This is a genomic window from Phenylobacterium sp., from assembly GCF_041916435.1.
Taxonomy (GTDB): domain Bacteria; phylum Pseudomonadota; class Alphaproteobacteria; order Caulobacterales; family Caulobacteraceae; genus Phenylobacterium.
In genome coordinates, this window is the sequence record NZ_JAYRZM010000006.1 from 369,393 (window position 1) to 383,831 (window position 14,439).

The following is a 14,439-nucleotide window of genomic DNA, read 5'->3' on the forward strand; positions in this document are numbered from 1 at the left end:
AGCGGGCTGGAACGGGGCTAGTGAGGGAGGCTGCGCTGCGCCGCGCCCCGATCATCGCCGTCTGCGCCGCCTGGCTGGCCGCCGCGCCCGCCCTGGGCCAGGCGCCGCCTTCGCCGCCGGACGCCGAGCTGCAGCCCTGGCCATATCCGCCGCCGGACCCGCAGCTCTGGTGGAGCGAGGACTGGCCCGCCCCGCCCGAGGCGCGCGATCCCCTGGCTGGCCGGCGCGTGGACCGCTGGGGCGCGCCCGCAGCCGTCGACAACGGGGTCGATCCGCTGCTCTACCGCCTGTGGGACCTGCCGCCCCTGCAAAGCCAGATCCTCTACGGCGACGAGCTGGTCGCCGAGGTCTGGATGCGGCCCTCCGGCACGGTGCGCCAGGCGGTGGCGCGGGTGGTCCTGCGCCGCGACGGCAAGGGCTTCGTCCAGGCGCGGGCGGGCCTGGCCTGCTGCGCGCCGGCGATCCAGCGCCGGGTGGAGATCGACGCCGAGCTTCCGCCCGAGGCGGTGGGACCGCTCAGGGCCCTGGCCGACGATCCGCTGTGGAAGGCGCCTCGCTTCGTGCGGGTGGCAGAGGGCGGCGGCGCGGCCGACGCCGTCTGCGTCGACGGGGCGGCCTACGACCTGACCCTCATGACCGCCAGGGGCGCCGTCGCCGAGCACCGGGCCTGCGACCCGGCCGCCGTGGGCCAGGCCGCCGACGTGCTGGCCGCGGTGCTGGGCGCGGCCCTCGGCCACGATCCGCGCTTCGACGTGATCTTCCCCGGCGGCGCGGACTTCTCCCGGGAGAAGTCCGCCTATCAGGCGCTGACCGCCCAGGGCGGCGCCCTGCGCGCGGCCCCGCCCGCCGGCGCCGGGCCCTGAACCTCAGACCTTCAGCAGGCGCAGGCGATAGATCAGCCCGCCGATGATCGCCCCGGCCGGCGGCGCGACGAAGAACAGCCAGAGCTGCGACAGCGCCTGGCCGCCGGCCAGCACCGCCGGGCCGAAGCTGCGCGCCGGATTGACCGACACGCCCGTCACCTGGATGCCGACGATGTGGATCACCGCCAGGGTGATGCCGATGGCTAGGCCCGCGAAGCCCGGGCTGGAGCCCTCGCCGGTCGCGCCCAGGATGACGATCACGAACAGCGCGGTCATCACCACCTCGAACAGCGCCGCCGCCGACAGCGGGTATTCGCCCAGGTAGCCCGGCCCCCAGCCGTTCTGGCCCAGGTGCGCGGTGGAGCCGACGATTGCGGCCAGCACCGCCGCGCCGGCCAGGGCGCCCAGGAACTGGGCCGCCCAGTGGATCAGCATCTGCGTCGGCGTCATGCGGCCGGCCACGAACATCGCCAGGCTGACCGCCGGATTGACGTGGCAGCCGGAGATCGGGCCGATCCCGTAGGCCATGGCGACGATGGCGAAGCCGAAGGCCAGCGCGATGCCGAGCTGGCCGACGTGGTCGCCGCCCAGGACGGCCGCGCCGCAGCCGAACAGGACGAGCGCGAAGGTGCCGATGAATTCGGCGATGAACTTGGACATGGAAGACGCCTCCCCGATGCGGCCCTCACCGTAGCGGTCGACCGCTCGCGGCGAGGCTCGCGCAGGTTGCAGGAAGGGTCAACGCCGCCGCGCTCAGGCCTCCGCCGCCGCCAGCGCGGCGGGCTCGACCGCGGCCGCCCGCATCCGCCGCCGGATGGTCAGGCGGATAAAGGCGTACTGGATCAGGAACAGGCCGATCTTGGAGACCAGCGGGACCACGGCGATGAAGGCGGTCCATTGGGGCGTGAAGGCGATCGCCACCACCGCGTTGGCCACGGCGGTCACGGCCATCAGCCCGGCCCAGACATAGCCGAAGGCGACGAACAGGTCGTCGGCCCGGCCCTGGGCCACGGGCGGGACGTAGCGCAGCATCCAGCCCCGCTGCATCATGCCGCCGGCGACGATCAGGTAGATCACAGAGGGCTTGGCCATGACGAAGCGCGGGTCGTGCGTCAGGAAGCTCGCCGCGCCGGAGGCCAGCACCAGGCCCAGGCTCATCCACTGCATCAGGGCCACCGGCTGGCGGCGGTAGAGCCGCCAGGCCACCTGCCCGGCGCCGGCGGCCACGCCGCCCATGATGGCCAGGCGCACGTCGACCTTCAGCGCCATCAGGACGACGAAGACCAGGGTGGAGAGGAAGTCTGCGAACAGCGGACGGGCGGCTTGGGCGAAGGTTTTCATGTCTTGACCGGATCGAGGCGCGAACGGCGCGGGGAAGATGCGCAAAGCCTAGCGGGACAAGGGCCTCGCGCCCCAGGCCGCCCACGCAGGCCGCGCGGCGGTTCGCGCAAATCGGCCCGCCGTTCACGCTTCGCGAACCGCCGGACGGGCCCCACAAGCCGCCGGCGGGTCTTCAATTGCTAACCCTTCGGCCCTATATGTGAACCGTCCGGGTTCGCTCGGACTATGGAGATAAACGCGCACGCAATAAGCGGACTGGACCCGGGTGCGATTCCCGGCGGCTCCACCAAATCCTTCCCGGGTATCGGCGGGAAGCACGGGGCCGATCAGCATCGACAGACGTGTAAAGGTGTTGCTTTCTCTCGGCTTGGCCCACCGTTCCGGGCTTTAAACTAAATGCGAACGATAACTTCGCTGAAGAAGTCCGCCTCGCTGCGTAATGCAGCGCGTCGAATTTCGACCTAAAGTCCTAGTGGGTTAGCACCGCTAGGCGGGGCTCGGAGGGGGCCTGGCAACAGAACCCCTCCACTTCACCCTGCAATTTAGCCGTTGAACGAGCGATCTTCGCCGATCGGTGCGGTTCGCCTTGCACGGCGCGGCGTTGGCGCTACCTTCGCACCAGTTGCGTTCGGTTTTGGAGATCCCATGGCCCAGGAGCCGCCGGCTCAGGATCAGATGCACTACGACGCCATGGCCCAGGAGGCCCTGCGCGGCGTGGTGAAGGCTGCGCTGAGGAAAGCCGCCTCGCCCGGCGGCCTGCCGGGCGCGCATCATTTCTACATCACCTTCAAGACCGACGCCCCGGGCGTGTCCGGTCCGGCCGACCTCTTGTCGAAGTACCCCGACGAGATGACCATCGTCCTGCAGCACCAGTACTGGGACCTGGCGCCGGGCGAGACCTTCTTCTCGGTCACCCTGAAGTTCGGCGGCCAGCCCAAGCGGCTGTCGGTGCCCTATGCGGCGGTGACCCGCTTCTACGACCCGAGCGTGCAGTTCCTGCTGCAGTTCGAGGCCCCGGCCGCGCCGGGCGCCGAGCAGGCCCCGCCGGCCAGCGAGCCGGCCGCCGAGGCCGCCGCTCCGACGGACCCGGCCGACAAGGTCGTCTCCCTCGACCAGTTCCGGAAGAAATAATGACCGACGCGGCCGCCGCCGAGCCCGAGGCCCTGACCGACGAAGCGATCCTGGAACGCTTCCTGCGCACCAAGAACCAGCCCACCGGCTCGCAGACCCTGGGCTTCCGCATCGTGTCGGTCAGCCAGGCCGACCGCCAGGTGGAGGTGGCCTTCGACGCCAAGGCCGAGTTGCTGCTCAACCCCATGAAGCAGATCCAGGGCGGCTACCTGTGCGCCATGCTGGACGAGGCCATGAGCGTGGCCTGCATGGTCGCCTCGGGCATGACCCACGTGGCCCCCACCGCCGAGATGAAGACCTCCTTCTTCCGGCCCGCCGCGCCGGGGCCGATCAAGGGAATCGGGCGGGTGGCCAAGTGGGGCCGCACCATCGCCTTCACCGAGGGCGAGCTCTACGATCCCGAAGGACGGCTGTTGGCCAAGGCCACGGGCACGGCGGTGCCCACGCCCTTCAAGGTCTACAAGAAGTAGGCCCCGGCGGTGGCCCGGATCGGACGCATCGGCGGACTGTTCGCGGCCTTCTGGAGCTTCCTGGCGCTGGCCTTCGCCCTTCCGGCCGCGGCCGCCGAAGACCCCTTCTCCAACTGGGCGGCGATCGTCGTGGCCGGCGACTGGCACGCCCATTCCGGCGGGCCCTCGGAGGCCTTCGACAACGCCCGTCGCGACGTGGGCCAGGCGCTGGAGAAGGCCGGCTTCCAGCCGTCGAACCTGCGCGAGTTCTCCGTGCGCCCCGAGCGCTACAAGGACGCACCGCTCAAGTCCGACCCGATGGCCATCTTCCAGACGCTCAGCACGCTGGCGTCGAAGGCGACCGACGGATGCCTGATCTATTTCACCTCGCACGGCGCCCCGCAGGGGGTGGTGCTGGACCAGGGCCTGATGCCGCCGTCGATGCTGGCCACCATCCTGGACCGCGCCTGCCCCAACCGGCCCACGGTGGTGGTGCTGTCGGCCTGCTTCTCGGGCGTCTTCATCCCCACCCTGGCCAAGCCCAACCGCATGATCCTGACCGCGGCGCGCCGGGACCGCACCTCGTTCGGCTGCGGCGAGGCCGACAAGTATCCGTTCTTCGACGACTGCTTCCTGCAATCCATGCCCAAGGCCGACGACTTCCCCGACCTGGCCACGGACGTGCAGGCCTGCGTGGCCAAGCGCGAGATCGTCGAGGGCATGCATCCGCCCTCTGAACCGCAGCTCTGGATCGGTCCGGCGCTGAGGCCCATGCTGCCGCTGCTGGCGTTTTCGGGGGCGAGTCCGCCCGCCGCATGCGCCGCGACGCGCGATCCGACCGCCAAGGCCTGCTAGCGACGCGCGAATTCGGCGATTTCGGTTCGCTCAACCTGAGCCATGGGCGTTTGACGAGGCGGCGCGGCGCCCTACAAGAGTCAGGTTCCCATGGACGCCAGACCGCGGAACCTGCCCTTATGCGATTTTCGCCCCTCGCCGCCCTCGCCGCGATCCTCGTCCTGACGACGGCGCCGGCCCTGGCGCAGGACGAACCGGCCGCTGCGGCCGCGCCGGAAAAGACCGCGCCCGCGGCCGAGAAGCCGGCGCTGATCCAGGCCAAGCCGCCGGTCGCGCCGGCGCCTGCGCCGCCCGCCGCCAACCCCAAGGCGCCGATCCCCTACGAGACGTTCCAGAAGCGCTTCAAGCCCACTGCGCCCGCGCCCGCACGCCCGGCGGCCAGCGCGGCCGCCACGAACGCGGCGACCGCCGCGACCGCCCCCGCCGCGCCCGGACCGACCCCCGCCGTCGAGCCCCTGCCGACGGCGGCCTCGGGCGCGCGCCTGGGCCGCGACGAAGCCCTGCCGCCGGCCGAGCTGGAGGCCTATGTGGACGGGGTGGTCAAGGCGGCCATGGCCCGCGACCACATCGCCGGCGTCACCGTCTCGATCGTGCAGCACGGCCAGATCGTGCTGAAGAAGGGCTACGGCTTCGCCAGCCTCGATCCGAAGCAGCCGGTGAACCCGGACGCGACGCTCTTCCGCATCGGCTCGATCTCCAAGACCTTCACCTGGATCGCGCTGATGAACGAGGTGGAGGCCGGCCGCATCCGCATCGACGCCCCGGTCAACCTCTACCTGCCCGAGCGCCTGCAGGTGCGCGACCAAGGCTTCCGCACGCCGGTCAGGGTGGTCAACCTGATGGACCACTCCGCCGGGTTCGAGGACCGCGCGCTCGGCCACCTGTTCGAGCGGCGCTATTCCCGGGTGCGGCCGCTGGCCGACTACCTGCGCCAGGAGCGGCCGCGCCGCGTGCGCCAGCCCGGCGACCTGTCCAGCTACTCCAACTACAGCGTCGCCCTGGCCGGCGAGGCCCTGACCTATGTGACCGGCAAGCCGTTCGAGGACCTGATCGAGGGCGAGATCCTGCGCCCGCTGGCGCTGTCGCACACCACCTTCCGCGAGCCGCATCCGCCCAGGCAGGGCCTGCCCGCGCCCATGCCGCCGGAGCTGGCCAAGGACGCCTCGGTCGCCTACCGCTGGACGCCCGACGGCTTCCGCGCCCGCGACTACGAATACATCGGCCAGGTCGCCCCGGCCGGCTCGGCCTCGTCGACGGCCGCCGACATGGCCCGCTACATGCTGATGCTGCTGGGGAACGGTTCCTACGAGGGGACCACCATCTACGGCCCCAAGGCGGCCCAGGCGTTCCGCACGCCGATCCGCAAGACCCCGCCGGGGATCAACGGCTGGCGCCACGGTTTCATCGACTACACCCTGCCCGGCGGGCTGAAGGGCTTCGGCCACGCGGGCGCGACCATGTCGTTCATGTCCAACATGGTGGTGATCCCGGCCCTGGACGTCGGCGTCTTCGTCAGCACCAACACCGACACCGGCGCGAAGCTGGCCAACGGCCTCGCCGACCAGGTGGTGCAGGAGTTCTACGCGCCGCCGCAGATCTTCCCCAGGCCCGGCTCGCCGGCGCTGAAGGCCCGCGCCAAGGTGTTCGACGGCTACTACGTGACCACGCGGCGCGCCTACGGCGGGCTCGAGAAGTTCGTCGACCTGTTGCTCGGCGGCGCTTCGGCGCGGGTGAACGCCGACGGCCGGCTGATGCTCAGCACGCCCGCCGGCGCGAAGGCCTTCGTGCCCGAGGGCGACCCGGACGAAGGCCGCTTCATCGGCGCCGACGACGACACCCGCGTCGCCTTCAAGATCGCCGACGGCCGGGCCCGCAGCTTCGAGCCCGCGCTCAACGCCCAGACCTTCCAGCGCAAGGGCTTCTGGATGCGGCCGCAGATCCTGGCCGTGCTGGCGGCGCTGAGCGCGATCGCCGCGGCCGCGACCATCGGCGGGGTGATCACCCGCAACCGCCGCGACCATCGCGAGACCTCGGTGCAGAGCCGCGGCAGCGTGATCCAGAACACCCAGGCGGCCCTGTGGCTGACGGCCCTGGTGCTGCTGGTGTCGTGGGGCGCCAAGGCCTCGGACGAGGCCAATGTGATGTACGGCTGGCCCGGCGCGGAGCTGGTGATCGCCTCGGCCTGCGCCCTGGTGGCCGCCGCCCTAACCCTGCTGAGCGTGACCATCCTGCCGGCGATCTGGCGCGGCGGGCGGCGGGTGGACAGCTGGTCGCCCCTGCGCAAGGCCGCGTTCAGCGTCACGGTCCTTGTTTACGCAGCGTTTTCCATAGTGCTGGGCTTCTGGGGCGTGCTCACCCCCTGGGCCGGATAAGGCCCTCCGAACCGCGACAGTATGAAACGGCCAGACCGGCATTTTTCGCCGAGTCTTAAACCGCCCGTTTACCATGCGGTGGGTAAAACCTGCCTAGCGGCGGGCGCCAGGAGATCGGTCCCCACGCGTATCGGGGGGTTCGACCGCTTTGAATCAGTTCGTCGCCGCTCTGCAAAGGTTCGGTATCGGCCGGCTGGCGGCCATCATCGGCATCGGGGCGGGCATCGCCGCGGCGATGGTCGCCCTGACCATGAACCTCGGCCAGCCGAAGGCGCTGCTCTATTCCAACCTGGACCTTAAGGAAGCCGGGCAGATCACCCAGGCCCTGGACCAGGCGGGCGTCAAGTACGAGGTCAAGGGCGACGGCTCCTCGATCCTGGTGCCGCGCGACGAGGTGGCCTCCACGCGCCTGATGCTGTCGGGCAAGGGCCTGCCGACCTCCGGGTCGGTGGGCTATGAAATCTTCGACCAATCCAACGCCCTCGGCCAGACCGACTTCGTCCAGCAGCTCAACCAGCAGCGCGCCCTGGAAGGCGAGCTGGCCCGCACCATCCGCAGCCTGGACGGCATCACCTTCGTGCGCGTGCACCTGGTGCTGCCCCGCCGCCAGCTCTTCGAGGACGAGGCCGAGCCGCCGTCCGCCTCGGTAACCCTGGGCGTGGGCGGGCGCGAGCCCGACCAGGAACAGGTGCGCGCCATCCAGAACCTGGTGGCCGGCGCGGTGCCCAACCTCAAGCCCGACCGCGTGACCATCGTCGACCAGCACGCCAAGACCCTGTCTGGCGAAAGCGGAACCGAGGCCGCCGCCGACAGCCGCAAGGCCGAGACCGAGCAGCGGATCGCCAAGACCGTGCGCGCCCTGGTCGAAGGCATCGTCGGCCCGGGCAAGGCGCGGGTGAACGTCACCGCCGACCTGGACCTGTCGCGGGTGACCACCCAGCAGGAGACCTTTGATCCCGACGGCCAGGTGGTGCGCTCCGAGCAGACCGTCGAGGAGAACGCCAAGGAGAACAATCCCGACGGCAACGGCACCACCTCGGTCTCGGCCAACGTGCCGGGCGGGCAAGGCAACTTCGCCGACGGCACCAACAGCTCCGCCAGCGGCCGCACCGAATCGACCACCAACTACGAGATCTCCAAGACCACCCGCACCGAGGTGCAGGAGCCCGGCCAGGTCAAGCGCCTGTCGGTGGCCGTGGCGGTCGACGGCGCCACCGCCGTCGGCAAGGACGGCAAGCCCGGCGCCTACACCCCCCGCAGCGCCGAGGAGATGAAGCGCATCGAGGAACTGGTGCGCACGGCCGTGGGCTACAACGCCGATCGCGGCGACCAGGTCACCGTGGTCAACGTCCGCTTCCCCACCCTGGACGTCGGCTCCGGCGAGGGGGTGGTCGCCACCAACCCGCTGATGGGCTTCGACAAGAACGACATCATGCGCGCCGCCGAGCTGGGGGTGCTGGCGATCGTGGCGATCCTGATGGTGTTCTTCGTCGTCCGCCCGCTGATCAAGAACGCCACGGCGCCCGGCGCCGGCGGCGGCGGCCTGCACGCCGCGCTCGGCCAGGCCCGCGTCGGCGGCGGCCCCGACCTGGTGCACGCCCAGATGGCCGACGGCGGCGAAGGCGCCCTGGCCATCTCCGGGCCGGGCGGCGAGCAGCTGGACCAGAAGATCGACATCGCGCGCATCGAGGGCCAGGTGAAGGCCTCCTCGGTCAAGCGGGTCGCCGAATTCGTCGAACGTCACCCGGAGGAGTCGGTGTCGATCCTCCGCACCTGGTTGCATGACACGGCATGAGCGGTCGCAAGGGAAAAGCCATAACCGACCCCAGCCGGCTCACCGGGCCCGAGAAGGCCGCGGTGATCCTGCTCGCGCTCGGCGAGGAGCACGCCACCATCTGGCAGGCGCTGGACGACGAGGAGATCAAGGAGATCTCCCAGGCGATGGCGGGCCTCGGCAACGTCGGCTCGGCCGCGGTCGAGGAGCTGCTGGTCGAGTTCATCGCCGGGCTCTCGGGCGCCGGCGCGATCATGGGCTCGTTCGAACAGACCCAGCGCCTCCTGTCGGCGATCATGCCGCCCGACAAGGTCGAAGCCCTGATGGAGGAGATCCGCGGTCCGGCGGGCCGCACCATGTGGGACAAGCTGGGCAACGTGAACGAGGCGGTGCTCGCCAACTACCTGAAGAACGAATACCCCCAGACCGTCGCCGTGGTGCTCTCCAAGGTGAAGTCGGACCACGCCGCGCGCGTGCTGGCCGCCCTGCCGGAGGACTTCGCCCTGGAATGCGTCATGCGCATGCTGCGCATGGAGCCGGTGCAGCGCGAGATCCTCGACAAGATCGAGCAGACCCTGCGCAACGAATTCATGTCGAACCTGGCGCGCACCTCCAAGCGCGACAGCCACGAGATGATGGCCGACATCTTCAACTCGTTCGACCGCCAGACCGAGGCGCGGTTCATCGCCGCCCTGGAAGAGCGCAACCGCGAGAGCGCCGAGCGCATCCGCGCCCTGATGTTCGTGTTCGAGGACCTGTCCAAGCTCGATCCCGGCGGCGTGCAGACCCTGTTGCGCGCGGTGGAGAAGGATCAGCTCGCCCTGGCCCTGAAGGGCGCCTCCGACAGCCTGCGCGAGATGTTCTTCTCCAACATGAGCGAGCGGGCCGCGAAGATCATGCGCGAGGACATGGAGACCATGGGTCCGGTGCGCCTGCGCGACGTCGACCAGGCGCAGATGGCCATGGTGCAGGTGGCCAAGGACCTGGCCGCCAAGGGCGAAATCATGCTGGCCGGCGCCGGCGGCGAAGATGAGCTGATCTACTGATGACCCAGCCAGCCCCCCGCAAATTCGTCTTCGACACCGATTTCGACGGGCCCGCCTCGGCCGCCCCGCAGCGGCCCAAGCGCCTGTTCCCGGCCGAGGAGGTCGAGCAGATCCGCGCGGCCGCCTACGCCGAGGGCGAGCGCGCGGCCCTGCGGCGGATGGAGGCGCTGCAGGCCCAGGCCCTGGCCTCGATCGCCGATTCCTGCCGCCAGGCCCTGCCGGTGCTGGCCGAGGTGGCGCACGAGCACCGCACGGGCTCGGCCGGCCTGGCGCTGGCCTGCGCGCGGGCCATCGCCGACGCCGCGCTCGACCGCTTTCCCCAGGCGCCGCTGCAGGCGGCCGTGGAGACCCTGGCGCGCGAGATCGAGAGCGCGCCGCGCCTGGTCGTCACCTGCCCGCCGGAGTTCGCCGAGAGCGCGGCCGCCGCCCTGGAGGAGACCGCCCAGGCGATCGGCTACGCCGGCCAGATCCAGGTGCGCCCGCAGACGAGCCTGACCGGCGCCTTCACCCTCGATTTCGGCGACGGGGCGGCCAGCTTCGACCCCGCCGGCGCCGCCGAACGCGTGGCCGCGGCCCTGAACGCGGCGCTCGCCGCCGAAGGCCTTCACGCCGAACCCCTCGTCCGCGGCGGCGACAACTGAAAGGCTGAGCCATGTCCGACAACGACCTCAAGCTCGACGAATTCGCCCCGGACGAACCGGGCGGCGGCGGCGAGATGCTCGACGCCGGGGAAAAGGCCGCCACCGACCTGGCGCCGGTCTTCGACGTGCCGGTCTCGATCTCGGCGGTGCTGGGACGCTCCAACATGTCGGTGGCCCAGCTTCTCCAGCTTTCCCAGGGCAGCATCCTGGAGCTCGACCGCAAGGTCGGCGAGGCCATCGACATCTATGTGAACAACCGCCTGGTCGCCCGCGGCGAGGTCGTCATCGTCGACGACCGGCTGGGCGTGACCATGACTGAAATCATCAAGGACGGCGACGCGAGCGCCTGACGGCGCTCCAGCGTAAAGGAGGACAATCATGCGGCTTCTGGTCGTCGGACAACTGAACGGACAGCTTTCCACCGCCGTGAAGATGGCGATGAGCGCGGGCGCCAAGGTCAGCCACGTGGATTCCATCGCCGCGGCCACCCACGCCCTGCGCGCCGGCCAGGGGGCCGACCTGCTGCTGGTGGACTACGAGCTGGACATCGCCGGCCTGATCGCGGCCAACGAGGCCGAGCGGATCAGCGCCCCGGTGGTGGCCTGCGGCGTGGCCGCCGATCCGAAGAAGGCCGCCGACGCCATCCGCGCCGGGGCCAAGGAGTTCATCCCCCTGCCGCCGGAGGCCGAGCTGATCGCCGCGGTGCTGGCGGCGGTGTCCGACGAGAACCGGCCGATGGTGGTGCGCGACGGCGCCATGCAGGCGGTGATCGACCTGGCCGACCAGGTGGCGCCCTCCGACGCCTCGATCCTGATCACCGGCGAAAGCGGCGTCGGCAAGGAAGTGATCGCCCGCTACGTCCACCAGAAGTCCCGCCGCGCCTCCAAGCCGTTCATCTCGGTCAACTGCGCGGCCATCCCCGACAACCTCCTGGAAAGTGAGCTGTTCGGCCACGAGAAGGGCGCCTTCACCGGCGCGGTGGCCCGGCGCATCGGCAAGTTCGAGGAGGCCAACGGCGGCACCCTGTTGCTCGACGAAATCTCGGAGATGGACGCGCGCCTGCAGGCCAAGCTGCTGCGCGCCATCCAGGAGCGCGAGATCGACCGGGTCGGCGGCACCAAGCCGGTGAAGGTGGACATCCGCATCCTGGCCACCTCCAACCGCGACCTGGCCCAGGCGGTGAAGGAAGGAACCTTCCGCGAGGACCTGCTCTACCGGCTGAACGTGGTGAACCTGCGCCTGCCGCCCCTGCGCGAGCGTCCCGGCGACGTGGTCGCCCTGGCCGAGCACTTCGCCAAGAAGTACGCCGCGGCCAACGGCCTGCCCAACAAGCCGATCGCCGAGACCGCCAAGCGGCGGCTGGCGAGCCATAGCTGGCCGGGCAACGTGCGCGAGCTGGAGAACGCCATCCACCGGGCGGTGCTGCTCTCCACCGGCGCCGAGGTGCAGGAGGACGCCATCCGCCTGCCCGACGGCCAGCCGCTGGCCTCGCCCGACGCCTCGACCCGCGCGGCCCAGGCCGCCTACCAGGCCGCCGAGTCCGCCAACCGGGCCTTCGTCGGCCAGACCGTGGCGCAGATGGAGCAGCAGCTCATCCTGGACACGCTCAGCCACTGCCTGGGCAACCGCACCCATGCGGCGACCATCCTGGGCATCTCCATCCGCACCCTGCGCAACAAGCTGAAGGAATATTCCGACGCCGGCGTCGCCGTGCCCCCGCCGCAGGGCTCCTTCGGCGCCAGCGCGGCCTGATCCAAGCGCAAACGCCAGGGTGTTGATCCGTGTCTGACGTTCCGATCGCAGACGCCTCGCCGCAAGGCGGAGGCCCCGACTTCCGCCAGCTCCTCGGCGCGGTGATGCGCGGCGAGGTGGCCCTGGCGCTGGGCGTCGCGGCCATCGTCGTCCTGCTGATCCTGCCGGTCCCGGCGTTCATGCTGGACGGGCTGTTGACCCTGTCGATCACGGGGTCGGTCCTGATCCTGATGACCTCGATCCTGATCAAGAAGCCCCTGGAGTTCACCTCCTTCCCCACGGTGCTTCTGGTCGCCACCCTCTACCGCCTGGGGCTGAACATCGCCTCGACCCGGCTGATCCTGGGCCACGGCCACGAGGGCGTGCACGGCGCCGGCCACATCATCGAGGCCTTCGGCAAGCTGATGATGGGGGGCAACTTCGTCATCGGCGTGATCGTCTTCGCCATCCTGGTGATCGTGAACTTCGTGGTCATCACCAAGGGCTCGGGGCGGATCGCCGAAGTCGCCGCCCGCTTCACCCTGGACTCCATGCCCGGTAAGCAGATGGCCATCGACTCCGACCTGTCGGCGGGGCTGATCGACGAGACCGAGGCCAAGAAGCGCCGCAAGGAGCTGGAGCAGGAATCCACCTTCTTCGGGGCCATGGACGGCGCCTCCAAGTTCGTGCGCGGCGACGCCATCGCCGGCCTGATCATCACCGCCATCAACGTGATCGGCGGCATCCTGATCGGCGTGTTGCAGCACCACGTGGCGATCGGCCAGGCGGCCTCGACCTACACCACCATGACCATCGGCGACGGCCTGGTCAGCCAGATCCCGGCCCTGATCATCTCGATCGCCGCCGGCTTCCTGGTGTCCAAGGCCGGCGTGGAAGGCTCGGCCGACAAGGCCCTGGTCGGACAGCTCGCCATGAACCCGGTGAGCCTGGGCATGGTCTCGGCCGCCTCGGGCGTCATCGCCTTCCTGCCGGGCATGCCGATCATCCCGTTCGCGATCGTGTCGGTCGGCGCAGGCTTCCTGGCCTGGCGGCGCACGCAAGAGGCGGCCGAGCCGCCGCCGGTGGACATCCTGCCCGCCGCCCAGACCGCCGAGCAGGAAGAGGAGCCGATCAGCCAGGCCCTGGCGATCGACGAGATCAAGATCGAGCTGGGCTACGGCCTCCTGCCGCTGATCAACGACCTGGAGGGCCGCCGCCTCACCGACCAGATCAAGGCCTTGCGCCGCACCATGGCGGCGGACTTCGGCTTCATCATGCCCTCGGTGCGCATCCTCGATAACATGCGCCTGGCCTCGCAGGGCTACTGCATCCGCATCAAGGAGATGGAGGCCGGCTCCGGCGAGGTGCGGCTGGGCTCGCTGATGGCGATGGACCCCCGCGGCGGCCAGGTGGACCTGCCCGGCGAGAACGTGCGCGAGCCGGCCTTCGGCCTGCCGGCCACCTGGATCGCCGCCGACCTGCGCGAGGAGGCCACCTTCCGCGGCTACACCATCGTCGATCCGGCCACGGTGCTCACCACCCACCTGACCGAGATCCTCAAGGACAACATGGCCGACCTGCTCTCCTACGCCGAGGTGCAGAAGCTCCTGAAGGAGCTGCCGACCGACCAGAAGAAGCTGGTGGACGACCTGGTGCCCAGCGTCGTGTCGGTCACCACCATCCAGCGGGTGCTGCAATCGCTGCTGCGCGAGCGCGTGTCGATCCGCGACCTGCCGGCGATCCTGGAAGGCATCGGCGAGGCGGCGCCCCACACCTCCTCGATCACGCTCCTGGTGGAGCAGGTGCGCGCGCGCCTGGCCCGCCAGCTCTCCTTCGCCTACCGCGGCGACGACGGCGCCCTGCCGATCATCACCCTGTCGCCGGAGTGGGAGAACGCCTTCGCCGATTCGCTGATCGGCGCCGGCGAGGAGCGGCAGCTCGCCCTGGCGCCCTCGCGGCTGCAGGAGTTCATCCGCGGCGTGCGCGAGACCTTCGAGCGCGCCGCCCTCGCCGGCGAATCGCCGGTGCTGCTCACCGGCCCGGCGATCCGGCCCTATGTGCGCTCGATCATCGAGCGGTTCCGCGGCCAGACCCCGGTGATGAGCCAGAACGAAGTCCATCCCAAGGCGCGGCTGAAGACCGTCGGCACGATCTGAGCCGCCAGGCCCTGCCGTGGGCCCCGGCGTTTGCGTCGTTGCGGCGAAGCCTTCCCCCTGATAGCGATTGACCGGGAAAG

The 14,439-nt window shown here is 70.4% G+C and carries 13 protein-coding genes and 1 other RNA gene; 12 read left to right on the top strand and 2 right to left on the bottom strand.

What is annotated here, in order from left to right; genetic code table 11:
• Positions 1–20: 20 nt before the first annotated feature.
• Positions 21–863, top strand: a complete 843-nt coding sequence (locus ACE3TA_RS18665) for a hypothetical protein (protein WP_374575833.1) — start codon at positions 21–23, stop codon at positions 861–863.
• A 3-nt stretch (positions 864–866) separates the two neighbouring features.
• Here ACE3TA_RS18665 and ACE3TA_RS18670 read toward each other — a convergent pair whose 3' ends face one another.
• Entirely contained in the window at positions 867–1,523 is a 657-nt protein-coding gene (locus tag ACE3TA_RS18670; RefSeq protein WP_374575834.1) for an aquaporin, read from the bottom strand.
• 93 nt (positions 1,524–1,616) lie between these two features.
• Positions 1,617–2,204 (bottom strand): septation protein IspZ, encoded by a 588-nt coding sequence (locus ACE3TA_RS18675; protein WP_374575835.1) that lies wholly within the window; start codon positions 2,202–2,204, stop codon positions 1,617–1,619.
• Between the two features lie 167 nt (positions 2,205–2,371).
• On the opposite strand from ACE3TA_RS18675, the gene ssrA reads away from it, so the two are divergent.
• The 11 genes from ssrA to flhA all read left to right on the top strand — a co-directional run bounded on the left by ssrA (position 2,372) and on the right by flhA (position 14,359).
• Positions 2,372–2,734, top strand: a transfer-messenger RNA (tmRNA) gene (ssrA, locus tag ACE3TA_RS18680).
• A 115-nt stretch (positions 2,735–2,849) separates the two neighbouring features.
• Positions 2,850–3,335, top strand: coding sequence for an SspB family protein (locus ACE3TA_RS18685; protein ID WP_374575836.1), 486 nt, complete (start codon positions 2,850–2,852; stop codon positions 3,333–3,335).
• Complete coding sequence (locus tag ACE3TA_RS18690; protein ID WP_374575837.1) at positions 3,335–3,805, top strand: PaaI family thioesterase; 471 nt, start codon at positions 3,335–3,337, stop codon at positions 3,803–3,805. Before ACE3TA_RS18685 ends, ACE3TA_RS18690 begins: the two co-directional genes overlap by 1 nt.
• A 9-nt stretch (positions 3,806–3,814) precedes the next feature.
• The gene (locus ACE3TA_RS18695; RefSeq protein WP_374575838.1) at positions 3,815–4,639 is read left to right on the top strand and encodes a C13 family peptidase; all 825 of its coding nucleotides are present in this window, start codon (positions 3,815–3,817) and stop codon (positions 4,637–4,639) included.
• A 119-nt stretch (positions 4,640–4,758) separates the two neighbouring features.
• The gene (locus ACE3TA_RS18700) at positions 4,759–7,011 is read left to right on the top strand and encodes a serine hydrolase domain-containing protein (protein WP_374575839.1); all 2,253 of its coding nucleotides are present in this window, start codon (positions 4,759–4,761) and stop codon (positions 7,009–7,011) included.
• A 148-nt stretch (positions 7,012–7,159) separates the two neighbouring features.
• Positions 7,160–8,806, top strand: a complete 1,647-nt coding sequence (fliF, locus tag ACE3TA_RS18705) for a flagellar basal-body MS-ring/collar protein FliF (protein ID WP_374575840.1) — start codon at positions 7,160–7,162, stop codon at positions 8,804–8,806.
• A complete protein-coding gene (gene fliG / locus ACE3TA_RS18710; protein ID WP_374575841.1) occupies positions 8,803–9,831 on the top strand; it encodes a flagellar motor switch protein FliG in 1,029 nt (342 codons plus the stop codon). Before fliF ends, fliG begins: the two co-directional genes overlap by 4 nt.
• Positions 9,831–10,472: a flagellar assembly protein FliH gene (locus tag ACE3TA_RS18715; RefSeq protein ID WP_374575842.1), complete on the top strand. Its 642-nt coding sequence runs from the start codon at positions 9,831–9,833 to the stop codon at positions 10,470–10,472. Before fliG ends, ACE3TA_RS18715 begins: the two co-directional genes overlap by 1 nt.
• An 11-nt stretch (positions 10,473–10,483) precedes the next feature.
• Positions 10,484–10,822 (top strand): flagellar motor switch protein FliN, encoded by a 339-nt coding sequence (fliN, locus tag ACE3TA_RS18720; protein WP_374575843.1) that lies wholly within the window; start codon positions 10,484–10,486, stop codon positions 10,820–10,822.
• A 28-nt stretch (positions 10,823–10,850) separates the two neighbouring features.
• Entirely contained in the window at positions 10,851–12,224 is a 1,374-nt protein-coding gene (locus tag ACE3TA_RS18725) for a sigma-54 interaction domain-containing protein (protein WP_374575844.1), read from the top strand.
• Positions 12,225–12,328: 104 nt separating this feature from the next.
• Entirely contained in the window at positions 12,329–14,359 is a 2,031-nt protein-coding gene (flhA, locus tag ACE3TA_RS18730; RefSeq protein ID WP_374575948.1) for a flagellar biosynthesis protein FlhA, read from the top strand.
• Positions 14,360–14,439: the final 80 nt, after the last annotated feature.

Bases quoted from the DNA above. Each gene is read 5' to 3' on its own strand.
- ACE3TA_RS18670 (WP_374575834.1), bottom strand. From the start codon at position 1,523: ATGTCCAAGTTCATCGCCGAATTCATCGGCACCTTCGCGCTCGTCCTG.
- ACE3TA_RS18675 (WP_374575835.1), bottom strand. From the start codon at position 2,204: ATGAAAACCTTCGCCCAAGCCGCCCGTCCGCTGTTCGCAGACTTCCTC.
- ACE3TA_RS18685 (WP_374575836.1), top strand. From the start codon at position 2,850: ATGGCCCAGGAGCCGCCGGCTCAGGATCAGATGCACTACGACGCCATG.
- ACE3TA_RS18690 (WP_374575837.1), top strand. From the start codon at position 3,335: ATGACCGACGCGGCCGCCGCCGAGCCCGAGGCCCTGACCGACGAAGCG.
- ACE3TA_RS18700 (WP_374575839.1), top strand. From the start codon at position 4,759: ATGCGATTTTCGCCCCTCGCCGCCCTCGCCGCGATCCTCGTCCTGACG.
- fliG (WP_374575841.1), top strand. From the start codon at position 8,803: ATGAGCGGTCGCAAGGGAAAAGCCATAACCGACCCCAGCCGGCTCACC.
- ACE3TA_RS18715 (WP_374575842.1), top strand. From the start codon at position 9,831: ATGACCCAGCCAGCCCCCCGCAAATTCGTCTTCGACACCGATTTCGAC.
- fliN (WP_374575843.1), top strand. From the start codon at position 10,484: ATGTCCGACAACGACCTCAAGCTCGACGAATTCGCCCCGGACGAACCG.
- ACE3TA_RS18725 (WP_374575844.1), top strand. From the start codon at position 10,851: ATGCGGCTTCTGGTCGTCGGACAACTGAACGGACAGCTTTCCACCGCC.
- flhA (WP_374575948.1), top strand. From the start codon at position 12,329: ATGCGCGGCGAGGTGGCCCTGGCGCTGGGCGTCGCGGCCATCGTCGTC.